A 20652-nucleotide genomic window follows, 5' to 3' on the forward strand; every position below is an offset into this window, starting at 1 on the left:
AATAATAATTAATCTTCAGGATTTGGATCAATAAATTCGTATTTGTACAATTTGACTAACCAAAAGAATACTGAAAATAAGATAGGTCCAAATATAATTCCGATAAATCCGAATAGATTTAAACCAACGATTACTCCAAAAATAGTAATTAATGGATGAACATCTGCCATTTTTTTTTGTAAAACTAAACGGATTAAATTATCTGAAAGCCCAACAATTACAAAGCAATAAATTAATAATCCAACCGCTGATCCAGTTTCACCTTTTGCAAGTAAAAATAGTCCAAGAGGTACATAAATAAGTGCGGCACCAACGACAGGCAACATTGCAGCAAAAATGGTTAAAATAAACCAAGTAAACGCATCATCTACACCAAATATAAGATATCCAATGTAGGCAATTATTGCTTGTAGAAAGGCTGTTAATGGCATTCCGACAGCATTTGAAATAACTAAATCTTTCAAATCTTTGTTCATTTTGACTAAATTACTTGTTTTAAGCGGAATTGTTCTGTAAAACCAATTTTCAAGTTTTTGATGGTTCATCAACATAAAATACAAAATAAGGAAAGCAACACCCAACTGAACTGTCATATCCATTGAAGCATTCAGTGTTTTTTCTAATAATTTACCTCCAACTTGTGTTATTTTTTCAATGTTTGTTGCACTAAACACATCGATATGAAATTTGGTTTGCAACATTTGAATAATTTTATTGACATCTGTTTTAATTTGAGCTGTGTCATTTAATAGCACCATTACTTTATTCGTTAACATTTGAATTAATAAATAAAGAGGTCCAATAATCAAAATCGCGCTACTAATCATTAAGATAATTACACTTGCTAATTTGTTCCATTTTTTTACTTTTACTAGCCATTGCAAAGGATTTAAAAGCAAAACATACAAACACAAAGCACCGAGAAGTCCAGGGAAAAATGCTAAAAGATTTTTGGTAATTAATCCAAAAACTAAAAGTATTATTGCAATAAATGCTAACTGTAACAAGACATTGTTAGAAAGATAGTGTTTATTAGAGTTCATAGGTAATTTATTTGTTTAATAACAGTTGTTGATATTTCGTTATCAAATTCAATGCTAAAAATAGTTAATTTCTATAAACTTTTCTATTTTTAGACGTTGAATAAAATTTTACACATGAAAAAAATAGTCGGTTTAATCTTATCAGTTTTGACAATCTCTACATATGCACAAACGAAACAAGACAAAGTTGTTTTGGTAATTCATGGTGGTGCTGGTACAATTCTGAAAAAAAATATGACACCCGAAAAGGAAAAAGCGTACCGAGATGCTTTAGCTGAATCTTTGACAAAAGGTTATGAAGTCATCAAACAAGGTGGCGAAAGTGAAAATGCAGTGATAGAAGCCATAAAAGTAATGGAAAATTCACCTTTGTTTAATGCAGGAAAAGGAGCGGTTTTTACGCATGAAGGTAAAAATGAATTAGACGCTTCGTTGATGATTGGAAATACAATGCAAGCAGGTGCTGTGGCTGGAGTTACAACGATTAAAAATCCAATTTTAGCAGCAAAAGCTGTTTTACAAAATTCTGCTCATGTGATGATGGTTGGAAAAGGAGCAGAAGAATTTGCTCAAACTCAAGGTTTAGAAATTGTTGATCCAAGTTATTTTAAAACTGAGGAACGCTTGAATTCTCTTCAAAAAGTTTTGGAAAAGGATAAAGAAAAAATGGAATTAGACCATGATGCTAAAACACAAGCGTATGTTCCATTCAATTTTGTTGACGAAAAATTTGGTACTGTAGGCGCAGTTGCTTTGGATAATAAAGGTCATATCTCGGCAGGAACTTCGACTGGTGGAATGACAAATAAACGTTTTGGTCGAGTAGGCGATTCGCCAATTATTGGTGCTGGAACGTATGCAAATAGCGAAGTTGGTGTTTCGAGTACGGGTTGGGGCGAATATTTTATAAAAGCTGTTGCGGCATATGATGTTGCGGCTTTGATGAATTACAAGAAACTTTCTTCGAAAAAAGCTGGTGAAGAAGTTATTAAGAAAATTGGTGATTTAGGAGGCGATGGCGGAATGATTATTTTAGATAAAAATGGTCAAGCAAGTTTTCCTTTTAACACTGCCGGAATGTATCGCGGAAGTATTACACAATCAGGTAAGATAACTATCGAAATTTATCAATAAATTTGGAACACATTTTAAAATAAAGATATACAATACATGATAAAACAAATTTTACTTACAGCCACTGTTGTTCTTGCAAATTTTGCAACAGCGCAAGTAACCTCTATGATTAATGATAAAAATGTAGATGCTTCGACAAAAGTATATGGAATGGCTCCTTTAAGCGATGAAACAAAGGCTTATGAGAAGTTTAATTTTATGTTAGAAAATGCTGCGGCTATACAATTAGGAAAACCAATTTTGGAGTATGGATATCAATCATCTACTTTTCAAGCACAAGATAATGGAGTAATGATTTATATGGTAAAAGATAAGAAAATTGTCGATCAATGGTTGGTAAATCCTGCCTTCTACAATGTTTTTCATGACGGAATTCCGTATTCTTATGATACCGATAAATTAGCTGTTCTTGCTGATAAATATCCGTTGATTTATAAAGAAGAAAAACGTCAATATAAAACTGAAAAAGAATACCAAAAACAGCGTCCAGCCTTGTTTGCTGATCCTTATAATTTGATTATTACAGAACCAGATTTTACATACGAAGGATATTTTGATGTGCAATTTCCACAAAACGAACAATTCAAAAATTCTGAAGCTGCTATAGCTTATTTAAAACCAATTGTAGAGAAATTGACAAAAAAGAAATTTGATATTAATTATACAATTACTGAAAAAAATATTTTAGATCGTACACAATTTACAATAACAGTTGCAGGAGAAGAAAATATCTACAAAAAAATAAAATTAGATAATCTGCAAAAAGGAGATTGGCAATCATTAAGTTATGAAGCTTCGATTTTCCGAAAAGCGAATTAATAGAAAGAAAAGGTTTTTGAAATAATCAAGAACCTTTTTTTTATCCACAAAGATTCGTAATTTGACTTTTTAACCCAAAGAAATATGAATTCTAACTTCTATAAAATATTACAACACTCAAAAGAAAATCAATCAATTATTGCCGTTTACAATGATCCCGAAGGAGATAATTTTTGGGCTGGATATATTTTAGATTTTAATGACGAATTTTTTACGATGCAACACATTTCGAAATATGGTAAAAAAGATGGAATTTTAATCGAACCTTATTTTAAAATTAGTCGAATAGATGTTGATGATTACTGCAAATGTCTCAATTATTTGAAAGAACATCACACCGATTTGGATCAAGAAAATCCAATCACATTTAATGCAACAGCAGAAGAAAATTGGGTTCGTCAAATTTTAGGCGAAATAAATGATCAAACCGAATATGTATCACGTATTCAATTAAATAACAATAGTCGTTTTGCAGGTTTTATTCGGAATTTAACTGAAGATGATTTCGAGTTAAAATGTATTGGTTCGGAAGGAACGGACGAAGGCTCTTTGTATTTTCAGATTGATGATGTTTCGTCGATTCGTGTCAATGATTTAGAAGCTCGCAGAAGGTTATTTTTTTATAATTATCGTCGTTCTATCGACTTTTTTGATGAATAATCGAGAGATATTAAATAAAAAAATCCAACTCAAAACGAGTTGGATTTTTTTGATACTATGTGTTTAATCTTATCCGTTTACAGCTTCAACGTTGTCTACAACATCAGGCATCATTTGTTTTAAAATACCTTCGATACCATTTTTAAGCGTTGCTGTAGAAGACGGACAACCAGAACAAGCACCTTGTAATAACATTTTTGCTGTTCTCGTTTCTTCATCAAATTCAATTAATTCGATATTTCCACCATCATTTGCAACTGCTGGTTGAACATATTCGTCTAAAATAGCTTTGATTTGTTGTTCAACAGAAGAAAACTCTTCAGCAGATTTTACCACAACATGCTCAGGAGCTTCTGTTGTGAATTCATAAAATTCATCAAAAACAGGACCTCCAGCTTGTAAATAATTCGTAATAAACGAACGAACATCCATCGCCCAAAGTGACCAATCTTCTGTTTCGTTTTTCGTTAAAGAAACATAATTATCAACAATAAAAACTTCTTCAACAAAAGGATATTCTTTGTAAATCGCAACAGCTAATGGAACTCCAGCAGCTTTTTCTCTCGATTTTATCTCGATGATTTCTGGCGCTAACATAGAATTTGAAACGAATTTCATCGCAGCAGGATTAGGCGTCATTTCTGCATAAATAGAAATAGGAGCCTTTTTCATTGGTGCTAAAATTGCATTTTCTTCTAAATGTTCATTGATAATTTCTTTCAAATCTTCTGTAACATCAGCCCAATCAACAGCATCTATTTTTTCTATCGCAACAAAATTCGCTGTGATAAATATTTTTTGAATAAATGGTATAGTCAATAAAACTTGCGCTAAAGGAGATTCGGTAGCTGTAGATTCTTTATCGAATTCCACGCCACCTTGTGTTAAAGTCTCGTCACAAACGAACTTCATCACGTTATTATTTGGTGTAATTTCTTCGTATACTCTCATAGTTCTACAAAAATACGCTATAAAAATGTATCTTTATCATTAGAATTATAGATTTTGTTATGGCAATAATTAAAGAATTAAATGGGCATACGCCAAAGTTCGGTGAAAACTGCTTTTTAGCGGATAATGCTGTGGTTGTAGGAGAGGTAGAAATGGGAGATGATTGCTCAATTTGGTTTTCAGCAGTTGTGCGTGGAGATGTACATTATATCAAAATGGGGAATAAAGTAAATATTCAGGATAACGCAACGATACATGCGACGTATCAAAAATCGCCAACAACAATTGGAAATAACGTTTCGATAGGGCATAATGCTATTGTACATGGTTGTACAATACATGATAATGTTTTGGTTGGAATGGGCGCAATTGTAATGGATGATTGCATTGTTGAATCTAATTCTTTGATTGCTGCTGGTGCAATTTTAACCAAAGGAACGCATGTAAAAGAAGGAGAATTATGGGCTGGAATTCCAGCGAAAAAAATAAAAGATGTTCCAAAAGAATTGAAAGAAGGCGAAATAGAAAGAATCGCCAATAATTATTTGATGTATAGTAGTTGGTATAAATAAAAGAAAGCTCAGTCTGTAACTGAGCTTTTATTTTCTACTTCCAGAAATTCCAAACTTTACCATCAAAAAAGGCAATTGTTTTGGATAAGGAGAAATAATATCATTGACAACATGTCTATACGAGGTAAAACTATTCAATTGTTGTTATCATTTCCAGATTGTGGAACATATTGCGAATCAATTCTGGTTGTAGATTTTCCAAAATCTTCATTAAATATTACCTTTGTTGTTTAAGGTTTAACAAAACTTATACTAAGGAAAATAAAAACATTGAAAAAAGTATATTATTAATCATAATTAATCCAGACAAAAAAAATAAAATGCAGTTTTGTAACAAATTTTTATAAAGAATGTTGAAATGTTTCTAGTAATCAAATAATTACGTTTTTAGTTGCTTGTTAAATGTTTATTAAGTAAATAAAATATTATTAAACAATACGATATGGTAAAGCAGTTAACTTATGATGATTTTGGACATACGCTTCATCATAGTCAAATTCAATCGGTTGATGGTAATTATCTTGTTTTTGATAGACGAAATGATGATACAAAAATTGGAGAAACTTCTTCCATTTGTTTACTTCATACGAGAACTTACGAATCCGAAATTATTTATACAACAAATAATCAAACAGAGTTTGGTCCTGGAGTAGGTGCAGCCTCTTTTTCACAAATTGAGAATAAAGTTATTTTTATTCATGGTATTCGAAATGCGAATCAAGCAAATCCGTATTCGGCAACAAGAAGGACAGGTGTCGCAATTGATTTAGAATTTCCAAATCAGCCTATTTTTATGGATGCTCGAAATATAAATTTTCCCTTTACAAATGGTGCTTTGCGTGGAGGAACACATTCGCATTCGTGGCAAAAAGAGAAGAATTGGATTAGTTTTACTTACAACGATTATGTCTTGGAACAAGAATCCAAACACAATTCTAGTATAAAAGATCAGCGAGTGGTTGGAATGATGTTTCCCAAAAAAGTTGAGGTTGATTTTGATAAAACATTAGAGAATAATTTTGGTGAAATGTTTTCGATTATCGTTTCTAGAGTAGTGATAAATCCTAAAAATGGAAGTGATGAAATCGAAAAAGCTTTTGATGAATGTTGGATTAACTCAACAAACAATATCGCATTTCAGGGACATGTGCGTGATGAAAAAGGGAATTTGAAAACGGAAATTTTTATTGCTGAAATTCCAAATGAAATAAGGTTTGATGAAAACGATAATTTAAAAGGAACTTTAACTACTTTGCCAGATGTGCCAAGTTGTATTTCGCAGAAACGAATCACTTTTACTCAACATGGAATTAGTAATTTTAGACATTGGTTACGTTCTTCTCCTGATGGGAAAATCATCTATTTTTTGATGGAAGATGAATTTGATAAGACGCAATTATTTGGTGTAAATTTAGTTTCGAATGAAATTATTCAATATTCTTTTTTAGAAAATTCGATTACCTCTCCATTCAATCTTTCACCAAACGGAAAATATGCTATTTATTTTGTTAACGATAAAATATATCTAAATGATTTAACCGAAAAAAAATCTAAACAAATCTATCAAGTTCAAAAAATCAATAATGAATTAACGGGAATTCCGCATTTTTCTAACGATGGAAAAAAAATCTATTTTAATCAATTTGTTTCAAATAATTTCAATGAAAAGTTTATTCAAATCTTCGAATTAGAGTTATAAAACAAAATTGAAATATGTTAAAGTTCAAAGTTTTCTAAAAAATATTTGTCCCTTATAAAAAATATTTCTAATTTTAGTACAGATACTTAACCGAACCTAAGGTCTATGCTCTTATTCGAGTCTAACCAATGGGAATAAGAACTAAAAAAAACCTCCAATTTGGAGGTTTTTTTTATGTTTTTATTAGTCTTACTTCATACAAATCCTTGCGTCTGTCTTTCATCGTTTTTACAGTTCCATACTCATGCAACTCTTTTAGAAGATAAAGATCAACATCAGAAATCAGTACCATTTCTGTATTCGGAGTTGCTTCTGCTTTAACTCCATTGTTTGGAAAAGAGAAATCTGAAGGTGTGAAAACTGCCGATTGTGAATATTGAATATCCATATTATTCACACGCGGTAAATTTCCCACAGAGCCTGCAATAGCCACATAACACTCATTTTCTATTGCACGAGCTTGCGCACAACTACGTACTCGCGTATAACCATTTTGCGTATCAGTCATAAATGGAACAAATAAAATTTCCATTCCTTGATCGGCTAAAATACGGCTCAATTCAGGAAATTCGACATCATAACAAATTAGTAAACCTACTTTTCCGCAGTCGGTATCAAAAACTTTTATTTCATCGCCACCATTCAATGCGTAATATTTGAACTCATTTGGTGTAATGTGTATTTTACTATACGAATCTAATTTCCCCGAACGATGACATAAAAATGACGTATTATATAGTTTTCCTTCCTTTAGATGAGGCATAGATCCTGAAATAATATTGACATTATATGTAATTGCAAATTCTTGAATTTTCTTCACAATATCGTCCGTCATCGTTGCTAATTGATGCATCGCTTCAATCTCTTTCAAATGATTATATGGACTCATCAACGGCGAATTGAAAAATTCTGGAAACATAATAAAATCAGAGCCATAATCGCTTACCGCACTTACGAAAAACTCAATTTGATCATAAAAATCTTGTAAACCATTAAATAAACGCATTTGCCATTGCACCAAACCAAGACGAATAGTACGTTTTGTCGGTGAATTAGATTTCAATTCAGGTTCGTAATAGATATTATTCCATTCTAATAAAGTGGCGTATTCTAAGGATTCTTTATCATCTTTCAGATAATTTTTCAAGATTTTTTTAACATTAAAATCATTCGAAATCTGAAAAGCTAAAGTTGAATCATAAATTTCTTTACTTTTTACTTTTTCTATATATTGTCTAGGAGATAATTCTTGCGAATATTTATGATAATTTGGAATACGTCCACCAGCTACAATTGATTTTAGATTCATTTCTTCACAAAGCGCTTTACGTTCGTCATATAAACGTCTTCCCAAGCGCAATTGACGATAATTTGGATGAACAAAAACTTCAATTCCATACATTACATCACCTTCTGGATCATGTTTTAAAAATTTACCATTAGATGTTATCGTATCATAATTCGATTCGATATTCGTTTTTTTCGAATTAACCACAATACTTAATGCCGAAGCAACAACTTTTCCATCCACTTCAACACAAAGTTGACCTTGCGGAAAAATAGCTAATAATTCTTTAATTTCGTCGACAGTCCAAGTTCCAAGCTGATTGTGATAGGCTTCTTTTGTAGATTCAGTCAAATCACTATAATCTTCAAGAGTCAAATTTCTGACCTGAATATTCATTTTATTTAGATTTAGATTATGTTTGAATTTAGCAAATATTAATCCAATAAACAATTTTAAAAAATAAATTTAGACCTATCTTCGTATAGACTAATAAGCATGAAATGAAAGATGTAAAAATAGAGTTTAGAAAGCCTATTTATCCTGTGAGTGACGAATTAAATCATTATTTAGAGAAATATCATCGCAAAACAAAAGCGAGTGTAGAATATGATGATTTGATGCGTTTTTCGGGTTGTGTAGCATTGGAAGATAAGGAAGGAAATGATACGCATTGGTTAGGTGTTTATTATACCGACTCGGAACATCAGGAAATTCAAGATAGTCTAAACAGAATTTACACCTACTTACATTCAGACGGAGATGAGGAGTCTTTGCCTTATCTTGTTGTTGATTCTATTGATTATTGTACGTTCGGAAATTCGAAACCTTTTCGTATTCGGGTTCGTAATATTTTGAATGATAATTATACCAATTTTTACATCAAAAAAGCAGATGCTTCGCGTATTTATGGTTTAGAATTAGAAGATATTTTGTCTCCACATCGAATCAATTTTTTGGTCTACAAAAATACATTGATTGAAGAGCATATTTTAGGAATTCCAGGAGATGTTTTTATCAAAAATTATTTGGATAAATGTAATGATTTAGAGAAAAATCAGATTGCAAAAGAGTTTGTAAAGTTCAATGAACGCTGTTTTATTGGTCTTTTAGGTGATATGCGATCGTATAATTATGTGGTGATTCCAATTCACGATTTTGATCAAGTTATCTATAGAATTCGACCAATAGATTTCGATCAACAATGTTATGAAGGAAATTTAAAAATTTATCGACCACAGTATTTCAAAGAAAATAAAATTATGGTTGATTTGGTGAATAATCGCTTGAAACCAAATTCTGTCGATCAATATAGAAAAGAAGTAAAATCCTTGATTTCGAAAAGAATTTCGAATAGTTCGAAACGTTTTCGTGATTTAATGAAAATCATGAAAAATGATCATATTTCTAAACCAGAAAATGTTGCACAATTACGAACTGGTTTTGCAAAGTTTTATAAAGATCAATCTTACGAAAATTGTGAAAGAATGGGTGAAGTTCTATATAAAGCAATTGCGAATAGTTTGGAACAGATAAAATAAGAAAAGCTTCTCAAAAATAGAGAAGCTTTCTTTTTTTATATAATTTAGAAATTAGTTTTTTAATAACTGCTTTCTGAAACGTAAAGCAACCAATCCTGCCCCTATTACCAATAATGGTAAATAATCATCGATTGGTGCTGGATCAGCATCTTCAACATCTGTTCCACCACCACCGGTTCCTGGTCTAGCAGAACTTTCATTTTGATTAGTTGATTCAAAGAACGAAATCTTATTTTCTTGAGCAGATAGACCTATTGAACAATGCAAAACTCCTGCAACTAAGATAATTTGTTTTATATTTTTCATATTGTACTATTTTATTAGATGTTAAATTATTTGTTTACAACTTTTTGAGTCTTAACTTTTCCGTCTTCAGTCAGAACTTTTATAACTAAAATTCCTTTTGCAGAAGATTCAACTTGGTAAACACTTGCACGAATGTTATTTTTCACAAATATTTTTCTTCCTTGAATATCATACAACTCTACCGAAGAAATTTTATTTTGTTTTGCATCCACTACAATTGTATTGTTTTTAGTATAAACAATAACATTTTCTTTTGACAATTCATCTGTACCTAATGTTTTATTTGTATACACAAGTTCAAAACGAGTATCAAATATTCCTGCTTTAGAAGTGAATGAATAAGCTGATTCTGATAAGTTATGTACTTGATTTAACTCTTTATCTCTTAAATAAACAATCTGTCCTTTTTCAAACAACCCATCAGCTTTCTCTATATTGATTGTGTAATTTCCTTGCTCTAAAGTTTCAAAACCTAATTTTACGACATCATCAGTTTTAAAAGGTAAGCTGCGTCCTTGGATTGCATATGCTTCATTATTAATCAATGAGTAGATTGCTGAAGATCCTCTTTGCATCACTTTTGCATCAATTTGATTATCCGCATCGTTTGTAGCTCCATCCATATAAGCTAATAAAATTTGGCTAATTGTTTTACTTTCTTTTGATAAACTTAACCAAATTCTGTTTTTCTCTGCAATTGAATTTTTATAGAAAAATGCATCTTGCGAAGTTCTCATTGTATTGTTAAAATTAACTGTAGGTGTAGCTTGAGAAAGTCCTACGATAAATCCTTGTCCAACAGAAATGTTTGACAAATCAGGAATAACACCACCTACAACGTTGAATGCGGCATAATTATTTGCATATTCTGAAGAACCAACAGGGAATTGATGTGTCCAGAAATATAATGAATTAACATTCTCATTTGCTAATAAGAATTTTTCCACATTAATGTTAGAAGCATAAGGGTTACCAACTAAATTGTATCCATTTGCTGTAAATTGAACAGGAACTGTTATATCTCCATTGAACGGAACACCTAAAAATGCACCATTATGAATTGTATTTTGCCCTGTTGGTAAAGTGTTTTTAACACGGATAGAAACCCCTTTACCTGGTTCAAATAATTTTGAGTCTGTATCTGAAGTTAAAATCTGAGTAAATTCATCTGTTGTTTCATTATATGTCCAAAAACGATTGTATAATGTTTCCGGAGAGAATGAACGTATAGTTTGTTGCGATGCTTCCTGCTGAACCGGAGAAGACCAGAACGTCATATCATTACGAACCATCGATTTACTATCGCGGTTAACTGTAATTGCTCCTGAGTTAGCAACGTTTTGATTTTGGATTAAATTACCACCATTTTCTACAACTAATCCTGTAAGACCAGCTTGATTGTCGATCTTCCCATCAACGATTAAACGAGCACCTGACTTTACGACAACTGAACCTCCAGCATCTGAAACTGTAAACGTTTTAGCTTCTAATTGCGTATCAACTGTTACTTTACCTTTGATGATTACATCTTTTGTAAGATCCGGCGTTCCATTAGACCATGCAGTTCCGTCCCAAGTTGTAGAGTTTTCAGCTGTTGAACATTGAATTTTAACATTGTCAATAAATGCTCTTTTTGCCGATGTTTCTAATTTTAAAGTAGAACCAGCAGCTACGTTTTCAAAACTTACAGTTTGTGTTTCGAAATTATCTGCCATTTTCGCTGTATAAACAACATTTTTAGTTTCTGAACCTAATGTAACATTGACACTTCCTTCAATTGCTGTCCAACCTTTTACATCAAAAGAAACTATTACATTACCAGCTATTTGATCTAACACTTTTGATGTTATCCCCCCTTTGTTATTACTTGAACCTAACCTAATAGCATTTCCTGCTTGATAAACAGTAACTACAGTAGGAAAATTAGAATTCCCATTCCAAGCCTTATTAGATCCTGCAGTACTTGTATTATTACCATTTAAACCATCAAATGTTTCCTCAAAACAATAAGTAGCATTAGGATCTGTTACTGAAACATCAAAAGTTGTACTAAATTCGTTATAATTATTATTACTAACGGCAGTTGCATTAATAGTTGTAGAACCAATACCATCAAATGATAAGCTATTTCCGTTTATAGAAACAATAGAATTATCAGCAGAAGTATACACAATATTTAACCCTTGATCTGTTTGTGATGGTAAACCAGAAAAAGTGGTTCCTTGGTTTTGAACTAAAGCTTCAAAGTTATAATCTACTGTTTGGTTTGCTTTTGCAATTTCAAAAGTTATAGTAGCCGGATCAGAAGTTCCATATTGATTTGTGGCTGCTACCTGTGCTGTAAATGTTCCTGCTTGTTCAGGTGTACCTGAGAAAACGCCATTATCAAATGTAATTCCTAAAGGTAAAATACCTGTTTGAGTCCAAAAGGTAGGATTATTAGTTGCTGTCACAGCTCCATCAGGCAATAATACACCATAAGTTCCTGTAATTGTTCGTGGAGACACAACTGGTTTTTCCGTTGCTATTCCAGCGGCAGTCCAAGAAATATTATCTAAAGTAAGTTGTGGTCCTGCATTTCTAAATGTAATAACAGCTGCCTCTGACTTATTTATTTCTACTTCAAATGAATGAATAGTAGCATCCGTTTGTGCTTTTCCAAATGTTGGTGAAGTGTAAACAACTACATTATCTACTAATACTTCAATCTTTCTATTATTTGAACCTCCAGTAAAAGCTTTTCTGACATCAAAAGATAATTTTCCGATTCCATTAGAAATTGTAGTTTCTAATGTATTTCCTGAAGCTTGAAATAGGATTCCTTTATTTGTGATTGGATATGTACTTTCATTTCTTGCATTTGTATAATTCCATACAATTCCTCCTGTTTCTCCAGTAAATGATCCTGTTGCATAAGAACTACTTAATGCTGTTTGGGACTCAAAAGTTTCTGTTCCCTGTCCAAAAGCAAATCCTGATAACAATAATGTTAATAAGGATGATTTAAAAAAGTAAAGTTTTTTCATACGATAAATTGTTTTAAGTTTTTTTTAAAAAAAGTTAATTTTCTAAACTAATATTAATATAACATTAACAAAAATAATACATAAAATTTACTTAAGTATTTTTAAATGAATATCCTACAAAAAAAATCCGCTAACAAATAAATGTTAACGGATTAATTTTAAATAAAGGGAAAAAATACTATTAATAGTATGTATATCTTCTAACACCTGCAATGTGTTTTGCTAAACGCATTACTTGGTGACTGTATCCATATTCGTTATCATACCAAACATACATCACAACATTTTTACCATCGGCAGAAACAATTGTCGCATTACTATCGAAAATCGACGGAGCAGAAGTTCCAACAATATCCGAAGAAACCAATTCATTGTTCAACGAAAATTTAATTTGCTCAACTAATTCTCCGTTCAATGCAGCATCTTTCATCAAATTGTTTACCGCTTCTACAGAAGTATCTTTACTAACTTCTAAATTCAAGACAACCAAAGATCCATTTGGAACAGGAACACGAATTGCATTCGAAGTTAATTTACCTGCTAAACTTGGTAAAGCTTTTGCTACAGCACTACCAGCACCAGTTTCAGTAATTACCATATTCAAAGCAGCAGCACGTCCACGACGATATTTTTTGTGCATATTATCAACCAAATTTTGGTCGTTTGTATAAGCATGAATTGTTTCTAAATGCCCTTTTACAACACCTAAATTATCTTCAACAACTTTCAAAATAGGTGTAATTGCATTTGTTGTACAAGAAGCAGCTGAGAATATATTTACATTTTCTGGGCTATATTCTTCATGATTAACACCGTAAACAATATTCGGAACACCTTTTCCTGGCGCTGTTAATAAAACTTTATCAGCACCAACAGATTTTAAATGACGAGATAACGCTTCTTCATCTTTAAAAACACCTGTGTTATCAATAATTAAAGCATTATTAATTCCGTAAGTAGTATAATCAATTTCTTCTGGCTGAGCTGCAGAAATCATATAAACAGAAACTCCGTTGATGATTAAAGCATTATTTTCGTGATCAGCTACAACGTTTCCGTCAAAATCACCATGAACAGAATCATGACGTAACAAAGAAGCTCTTTTTTCTAACAAAACAGGATCGTTTTTATCACGTGTTACAACAGCGCGTAATCTTAATTGTTGACCTTTTCCCATTTGAGAAGCCAACTCACGAGCTAATAAACGTCCGATACGACCAAAACCGTATAAAACAACGTCTTTTGGTTCAACACTTTTTACATTTTTGCTTGCACCTAATTTCTCTTCAACGAAAGCTTCTGCCGAAGCGTAATTCCCAGAAATATATTCTTTAGCTAATTTTCCAACATCAAGTCTAGAAGCTGGTAATTTAGCTTCAGAAATAGCTTTAGCAATCGCTAATGTATCGTCGATAGCAATCTTTTTTTCTACAAATTCCTCAGCATACTGATGTAGATTTACGATGTCACTAACGTTTTTATCAACTAATTGATTACGGAAAATTACCAATTCAACAGATTGATCATACCATAAATCTGAAACAATTTTAATGAATTCTACAACCTTTTTGCTCATTTCATTGAAAGATGCAAGTTGTTGATCATAAGAAGAGTGGTTCATTTAATAAATGTTTATTTGTGTTTATTTACTTAATTCTTGGCAAAAGTAATCAATTATAACGATTTCGTACATTTTTTTTACAAAAACTAATTATTGTCATAAAAACACAACTATTCCTACGAAAATACTAAAATATAGAAAAAAAATAAATTTTTAATAGGAAATTTTAAATTTTATGAATACTAATAAGTAGCTATTAACCATTATTTTATTGTTTAATTTAAATTGAATTGAATTTTACGAAAACGTTTTCGTAAAATAATTGTTAAAAATTTTTATTTGCAAATTCGAAAAAGCGTTCTATATTTGCACTCGCAATACGGCAATAAACGCTGTGTTGGAGAGTTGGCAGAGTGGTCGAATGCGGCAGTCTTGAAAACTGTTGAGGGTCACACCTCCGGGGGTTCGAATCCCTCACTCTCCGCTGAAAGGGATTCTATTACTTAGAATCTCTTTTTTTGTATAAATAAAAAAGTTTTCTTCCTTTATTTTCAAATGGTTACTCGAAAATAAATCCATCATTGTAGGTATTTGATAAATCCCATTTTCATAGTGTAAACTGCTGTCGAACACTATGTTTACAAATTCTTTTTTCTGTAAAGTATTAGCTTTAGAATAAACAAATGACCCGGTCCTAAAATAACTATACATGTTTTTAAATAAATCCTGTTATAGTTACACACCAATTGATCTTAATCCTAAATTTACTATACAAAGGAGTTTTGATTATTAAAACTTCTATTATAGTTTTCCATCTTTTCTTTAATTTTTCTGACTGCAAATGCGCAGCATTTGGAGTTAAATAATCACAACTTGTATGTGGTCTTAATTCATTATAAGTTTTAATACTATTAGTAATTTTAATTTTTGTCTGATCAAAACCTAATGTGCTTTCATATAAATTAAATTCCATTTTAATTATTCCATTAACCCTTTCTGCCATTGTATTTTCATAGGGATCACCTTTTTCTGTCATACTTATAGCTATGTTATTTGAGAGTAATAAATCTACATATTTATGTGAGCAATACTGCGATCCTCTATCAGAATGATGAATTATAGATTCATTATAAAGCCTGTTATTTACTGCCATGTTAAGCGCTTCAATACAACCATCAGCTGATAAATCTTCACGGAAGCAATACCCCATTATTTTTCTTGAATAAGCATCTGTTATTAAACTCAGGTAACCCCATTGAGTGCCTAGTCGAACTTGTATACCGTAGTGTTTTTGGGCTTGTTTATACGTAAAGCCGCCTTTTTCTACTTGGCGTACAACAGCTAACTTAAAGCCTAAGGTGTAATCGCGTTGTGTACGCTTTTCTCTTTCTAAGTATGATTCTTTCATGATAAGTTGATTTGGTGTCAACTTATTTTAGGATAAGACATTCTTTAACAAAAAAGGCTCTTATCCAAGAATTTTATATTAAAGAAATGTTTTGGGAAAAAGTACTTTTTACCGAGCTTAAAACAAGGAATCGTCTTGTTTCTCCTCATGCGATACAACGTTTTTTCACTAACGTTAAGTAGCCTTTGCACATCTGCACTGTCGTAGAATTCGTGAACTTTGTTATATGTTTTAATTTATTTAATTTCAGTAATATACGAGTTAATTAAATAAAATAAATGATAAGAGGAAGTAGGGATAGGGTGATTCTATATTTCTTCTTTTCATTTTTTTGTTCATCCAAAAAAAACGAAACAAAAAAAGATGCCGACAGTAGTCTCTCAATGATTCAACTAACTAAATTATTTTCATAAAGTTGTCAACTCGTTCCACTCAGACACTCCAACTTTTTTTATTCCAATAATTTAGAATTGAATTTCATTTCGATACTAAATCGTCGGATTTTTAATTCCTTTTTCAATATTCAAATTCACTTATAATAACGAATTTTAAAGCTGTCATTGCTGAAGAGTCGAGTGTCAATTCTACGTAGTGAGCGTTAAAAATGATTTACTGTTCACATTTTATATGTGAATAATTTAAAGCATTTAGCGAGTAGTCGTTATTGACCGACTTGTAGGCACGGACTTGATTTTTTTTGGTTCGTTTTTTTTATCAAGAAAAAAAATGAACATATAATTTATTAATCAACTTGTAACAAGTTTACCTAAGCTCCACAAGAGCTTCTCCTTATAATTTCAAATGTTTTTTACTGTATGTAGAAGATTATTTTAGAAAAATAATTCATTTTCATGTTGAATCTTTTGTATTCTCTCTATTTTAGTAAGAAATTAATGATATGAATTTTAAAATACTGTTTTTATTTCTTACTTCTACACTACTTTTTGGTCAAAATAATTTTATAACTCCTTACGAAAAAGGAAATAAAAATCAAACTACAACCTATGATGAAATGAATGTGTTTTATCAAAATTTAGCGGAAAATTTTGAGACAATACAGTATGTAAAAAAAGGAGAAGACGATAATGGAAAGTCAATTTATGTAGTTGTTTATAATCCATTTAAAGAAAAAGATATAAAAGAATTACGTAAAACAAAAGCAGTGCTTTTCGTAAACAATGGAATTCATCCTGGAGAACCGGACGGAATTGATGCGACGATGATGTTGATGCGAGATTTGGCAATGAAAAAAATTAAACCGCTTAAGAATTTTATTATTGCTGCGATTTCGGCCTATAATGTAAGTGGTATGTTGAATAGAGGGGCTTTTTCGCGCGCAAATCAGAATGGACCTGAACAATATGGTTTTCGTGGAAATGCCAGAAATTATGATTTGAACAGAGATTTTATTAAAAATGATTCAAAAAATGCAAAAAGCTTTCAGACGATTTTTCATTGGTTGAAACCTGATGTTTTTATTGATAATCATGTAAGTAATGGGGCAGATTATCAGTACACATTTACCTATATTTCGTCTTTTAAAGCGCGTGTAGGAAATGTTTTGGGCGATTATTTTTATACGACATATCAAGCAAATAATCTAGCCGAAATGCAAAAAAATGGTTACGAAAGTACGCAATATGTGAACATACATGGCGATGTTCCTGATATTGGTTTTGCAGCTTTCGAAGATTCTCCACGCTATTCTACAGGTTATACAACATTGTTTAATGCACTAAGCACAATGCCCGAAACACATATGTTAAAGCCTTATGAAAACCGTGTAGACGCAACGTATAAATATATGTTGGTAAATCTAGAAAATTTAGATAAAGAATATTTGACAATCAGAAATTTACGAAAAGAAAATCTAAAACAATATCAGGTCGGAAATCAATATGGAATTCGTTGGAAAATAGATTCTACTCAATTTACAACAATGAATTTTAAAGGATTTGAAGCAGGATACAAGCCAAGTGCGGTTTCGGGAAAAGATAGATTGTACTATGATCGATCGAAACCATTTACAAAAAAAATTAAATTATTCAATTCTGCAAAACCAATTAGTTACATTACAATTCCGAAATATTATGTTCTTCCACAAGCTGAATATCGCGTTGTAGAAGCTTTGCAACGAAATGATATTCAAATGAAACGAATAGAAAATGATACATTAATTAACGTCGAATCGTATAAAATATCAGATTTTAAAACCAATAAAAATGCATATGAAGGACATTATAATCATTACGAAACGGTGGTTACAAAATCGATGAAATCGCTTAAATTTTTTGAAGGAGATTATATTGTGCCAACACAACAAGATGGAGTGAAATATATTCTTGAAACCTTAGAACCAGAGGCATTGGATTCGTTCTTTAACTGGAATTTTTTCGATGGAATATTAGGTCAGAAAGAATATTATTCGGCTTATATTTTTGAGGATACAGCTGCTGAATTATTGAAAAATAATGTGGTTTTGAAAACCGCATTTGAAGCAGAAAAAGCATTAAAACCAGAGTTTGCTAATGATGGCGAAGCACAGTTGGATTGGGTTTATAAAAATTCGCCTTATTTTGAGAAGAATACTTACAGACAATATCCGATTTATAGGATTCTTAATTAAAACCAGTTGTGCATTTTGAAATAAAATTATTCAAATAGATGGTTTAAGTTGTTATAACACACAATTTGTTAATTAAAATCTATTTGTTGAAATAGAAAAGGCAAAGGTGAAAAATTGTAAAAAGCTCTTATCTGTATTGATAAGAGCTTTTAATTTATAGTTTGATGCATTCTAAAAATCGTCTTCAATAATTTCTTGCACACGTCCAATTTGTCCATCCGTCAAACGAACTTTTATACCACGATGATGATAAGGCGCAGAAGTCAATAAATCTTTCACGATACCCTCAGTCAATTCGCCAGTTCGTTGATCCTTTTTCAATACAATATTAACCAGCATACCAGGTTTTATATTTGCTCTTGTTTTACCATCCATATTACAAATATCTTAAAATAAATGGAAAAGATATTCATTCTATCGTAAAGGAAATTAAAAAATACATTCATCTGGAAGGTAAAAATGAAATGGGATTGAATATGAAATTTATGAATTTTCTCTTTTATTATTTTATTTACAACCCAGCTGAAAAAATTTGAGATTGAATATAAAGGCAAGAATAACAAGAATACAACTTTCTTTTATTGGAGAGGGGTTGAGGTGAAAATCATAAAACTAGAAATAGGATTTGTTCGAGTGTTGTTCGATAATGTTTCGGAAAAAGTGGGCGAACAAAATAGGGGAGAAGTGAAGTGATTTTTATTTGAAATGGTAATTGATTTAAAAATTAATTATTACTGAGTATAAATAAGAAAATATAAGATAGATTTGGTCGAGTATTTAATTGATTTGGAATAAATTTAGAAGATAAATAATTCATTATGGAAAATTTACCAAATTTAAATAGTATTCATGATACTGATAAAAGCGTTGGAGCGATAAGTATTTTCAAAGGCGAATCTAGTAATGTAACATCAATTCAATTATTAGAAAAAAGTGTTTTAAAAGAGCACAGTACAAAAATACCTGCTTTGCTTTTATGTGTTACTGGAAAAGTAGTGTATTCAGATGAAAATGAACAAACAATAGAATTAAGCTCTAGTGACTATATAACGATAGAACCAAATGTTATACATAAGTTAGAGGCTTTAGTAAATAGTCAGTTGATTTTAGTAAAATAAGATCATCAATAAAATGAATTAATATTTCTTGATATGCACGAATTACATCTATTATTAATTTTCCATTTAATAGGCGCTACGATATGGGTTGGTGGACATATTATATTAAGTTTGGTTATTTTACCACAAGTATGGAAAGAAAAATCGATAGAGAAATTGTTCTCTTTTGAAAGTAAATACGAACGAATAGGACTTCCAGCTTTATTAGTTATGGTTATTACAGGAGTAAGAATGTCTTATATCTACACGATCAAGATTAGTAATTGGTTTCAATTCGAAAACCCCATTGAAAGAGTTGTCTCATTAAAACTGATAGGCTTAGCAACAATTGTATTATTGGCTTTGAGTGCTCAATTTTATGTGCTTCCTCGTTTAAAAACAGATGATACAAAACTTCCTCTCATGACATTTCATATTATAGCGGTGACAACGATTAGTATAATCATGTTAATACTAGGTAGCTTCGTACGATATGGTGGTATTTAGATAAATATTAGTAGTTTAGCCTATCTATTTATTAAATTTCTTGTTATAGTTTAGTAGAGAACAATAGTAACAAAGTAGCTATGAATCATTCTTAGGTAATGGTATTTGTAATCCAGTTTTAACTGTATGCATGTTGACAAAAGTTTTAAAACGTCGTATATTCGAGTTACTAAAAAATAATTTTCGAGTCAAGGATTCGTATTCTCGCATAGTATTAACCACCATAATCAATGCAAAATCTACTTCACCTGTTACATAATAACATTGCTGAATTTGAGGAGTTTTATTGAAAGTTGATTTTATTTCATCAATAAATTCAATTTTATCTGTATCCAATTCAATTTCTACGAACAGCTGTCGGACTTCATGACTTCGTAGAGTTTAAATATCATTATTTTAGTTTTAATTTTAGTATTC

18 protein-coding genes, 1 tRNA gene and 1 pseudogene are annotated in these 20652 nt (G+C 31.0%); 10 read left to right on the forward strand and 10 right to left on the reverse strand.

Features of this window, described 5'->3' with window-relative positions; translation table 11 throughout:
- Nucleotides 1-8: 8 nt before the first annotated feature.
- On the reverse strand, nt 9-1043 hold the full coding sequence (locus B3792_RS03015; RefSeq protein WP_260509614.1) for an AI-2E family transporter: 1035 nt from the start codon (nt 1041-1043) through the stop codon (nt 9-11).
- 114 nt (nt 1044-1157) lie between these two features.
- Between B3792_RS03015 and B3792_RS03020 the strand changes: the two genes are divergently transcribed.
- The 3 genes from B3792_RS03020 to B3792_RS03030 all read left to right on the forward strand — a co-directional run bounded on the left by B3792_RS03020 (nt 1158) and on the right by B3792_RS03030 (nt 3656).
- On the forward strand, nt 1158-2177 hold the full coding sequence (locus B3792_RS03020; protein ID WP_286495944.1) for an isoaspartyl peptidase/L-asparaginase family protein: 1020 nt from the start codon (nt 1158-1160) through the stop codon (nt 2175-2177).
- Between the two features lie 36 nt (nt 2178-2213).
- Nucleotides 2214-2996 carry a hypothetical protein gene (locus tag B3792_RS03025; protein ID WP_280049999.1) on the forward strand — a complete coding sequence of 261 codons (783 nt, stop codon included), beginning with the start codon at nt 2214-2216 and terminating at the stop codon, nt 2994-2996.
- 84 nt (nt 2997-3080) lie between these two features.
- Entirely contained in the window at nt 3081-3656 is a 576-nt protein-coding gene (locus B3792_RS03030; RefSeq protein ID WP_125348839.1) for a hypothetical protein, read from the forward strand.
- 69 nt (nt 3657-3725) lie between these two features.
- Here B3792_RS03030 and B3792_RS03035 read toward each other — a convergent pair whose 3' ends face one another.
- Nucleotides 3726-4607 carry a NifU family protein gene (locus tag B3792_RS03035; protein WP_038333605.1) on the reverse strand — a complete coding sequence of 294 codons (882 nt, stop codon included), beginning with the start codon at nt 4605-4607 and terminating at the stop codon, nt 3726-3728.
- A gap of 59 nt (nt 4608-4666) precedes the next feature.
- On the opposite strand from B3792_RS03035, the gene B3792_RS03040 reads away from it, so the two are divergent.
- Together B3792_RS03040 and B3792_RS03045 are read left to right on the forward strand one after the other, a co-directional pair.
- Nucleotides 4667-5179, forward strand: coding sequence for a gamma carbonic anhydrase family protein (locus B3792_RS03040; RefSeq protein WP_286495943.1), 513 nt, complete (start codon nt 4667-4669; stop codon nt 5177-5179).
- A 442-nt stretch (nt 5180-5621) separates the two neighbouring features.
- The gene (locus B3792_RS03045) at nt 5622-6878 is read left to right on the forward strand and encodes a DUF3748 domain-containing protein (protein WP_286495942.1); all 1257 of its coding nucleotides are present in this window, start codon (nt 5622-5624) and stop codon (nt 6876-6878) included.
- A 172-nt stretch (nt 6879-7050) separates the two neighbouring features.
- Here B3792_RS03045 and B3792_RS03050 read toward each other — a convergent pair whose 3' ends face one another.
- Complete coding sequence (locus B3792_RS03050) at nt 7051-8562, reverse strand: carbon-nitrogen hydrolase family protein (protein ID WP_219034775.1); 1512 nt, start codon at nt 8560-8562, stop codon at nt 7051-7053.
- A gap of 104 nt (nt 8563-8666) precedes the next feature.
- On the opposite strand from B3792_RS03050, the gene B3792_RS03055 reads away from it, so the two are divergent.
- Nucleotides 8667-9704, forward strand: a complete 1038-nt coding sequence (locus tag B3792_RS03055) for a hypothetical protein (protein WP_180904915.1) — start codon at nt 8667-8669, stop codon at nt 9702-9704.
- Between the two features lie 51 nt (nt 9705-9755).
- On the opposite strand, the gene B3792_RS03060 is transcribed toward B3792_RS03055, so the two are convergent.
- The 3 genes from B3792_RS03060 to B3792_RS03070 all read right to left on the reverse strand — a co-directional run bounded on the left by B3792_RS03060 (nt 9756) and on the right by B3792_RS03070 (nt 14657).
- Complete coding sequence (locus B3792_RS03060) at nt 9756-10010, reverse strand: hypothetical protein (RefSeq protein ID WP_180904914.1); 255 nt, start codon at nt 10008-10010, stop codon at nt 9756-9758.
- Nucleotides 10011-10036: 26 nt separating this feature from the next.
- Nucleotides 10037-13036: a hypothetical protein gene (locus B3792_RS03065; RefSeq protein WP_291046416.1), complete on the reverse strand. Its 3000-nt coding sequence runs from the start codon at nt 13034-13036 to the stop codon at nt 10037-10039.
- A gap of 181 nt (nt 13037-13217) precedes the next feature.
- Complete coding sequence (locus B3792_RS03070; protein WP_286495940.1) at nt 13218-14657, reverse strand: glyceraldehyde-3-phosphate dehydrogenase; 1440 nt, start codon at nt 14655-14657, stop codon at nt 13218-13220.
- A gap of 339 nt (nt 14658-14996) precedes the next feature.
- On the opposite strand from B3792_RS03070, the gene B3792_RS03075 reads away from it, so the two are divergent.
- Nucleotides 14997-15081: transfer RNA gene (locus B3792_RS03075), tRNA-Ser, on the forward strand.
- A 342-nt stretch (nt 15082-15423) separates the two neighbouring features.
- Here the strand turns inward: B3792_RS03075 and B3792_RS03080 are convergent.
- A pseudogene (locus tag B3792_RS03080) lies at nt 15424-16005 on the reverse strand (DDE-type integrase/transposase/recombinase); the annotation flags it as partial.
- 44 nt (nt 16006-16049) lie between these two features.
- Nucleotides 16050-16241 carry a helix-turn-helix domain-containing protein gene (locus B3792_RS03085; protein ID WP_286495961.1) on the reverse strand — a complete coding sequence of 64 codons (192 nt, stop codon included), beginning with the start codon at nt 16239-16241 and terminating at the stop codon, nt 16050-16052.
- 662 nt (nt 16242-16903) lie between these two features.
- On the opposite strand from B3792_RS03085, the gene B3792_RS03090 reads away from it, so the two are divergent.
- On the forward strand, nt 16904-18631 hold the full coding sequence (locus tag B3792_RS03090) for a hypothetical protein (RefSeq protein WP_286495938.1): 1728 nt from the start codon (nt 16904-16906) through the stop codon (nt 18629-18631).
- Between the two features lie 171 nt (nt 18632-18802).
- On the opposite strand, the gene B3792_RS03095 is transcribed toward B3792_RS03090, so the two are convergent.
- Nucleotides 18803-19006 carry a YwbE family protein gene (locus B3792_RS03095; RefSeq protein ID WP_286495937.1) on the reverse strand — a complete coding sequence of 68 codons (204 nt, stop codon included), beginning with the start codon at nt 19004-19006 and terminating at the stop codon, nt 18803-18805.
- 443 nt (nt 19007-19449) lie between these two features.
- Here B3792_RS03095 and B3792_RS03100 point away from each other — a divergent pair, with 443 nt between their 5' ends.
- Entirely contained in the window at nt 19450-19749 is a 300-nt protein-coding gene (locus tag B3792_RS03100; protein ID WP_286495936.1) for a hypothetical protein, read from the forward strand.
- A 33-nt stretch (nt 19750-19782) separates the two neighbouring features.
- Nucleotides 19783-20235 carry a CopD family protein gene (locus B3792_RS03105; RefSeq protein WP_286495935.1) on the forward strand — a complete coding sequence of 151 codons (453 nt, stop codon included), beginning with the start codon at nt 19783-19785 and terminating at the stop codon, nt 20233-20235.
- A 78-nt stretch (nt 20236-20313) separates the two neighbouring features.
- Here the strand turns inward: B3792_RS03105 and B3792_RS03110 are convergent, their stop codons facing one another.
- A complete protein-coding gene (locus B3792_RS03110; protein WP_286495934.1) occupies nt 20314-20571 on the reverse strand; it encodes an Lrp/AsnC ligand binding domain-containing protein in 258 nt (85 codons plus the stop codon).
- Between the last annotated feature and the right edge of the window lie 81 nt (nt 20572-20652).

The sequence above is a fragment of the Empedobacter sp. UBA5924 genome (genome assembly GCF_002431085.1).
GTDB lineage: Bacteria > Bacteroidota > Bacteroidia > Flavobacteriales > Weeksellaceae > Empedobacter > Empedobacter falsenii_B.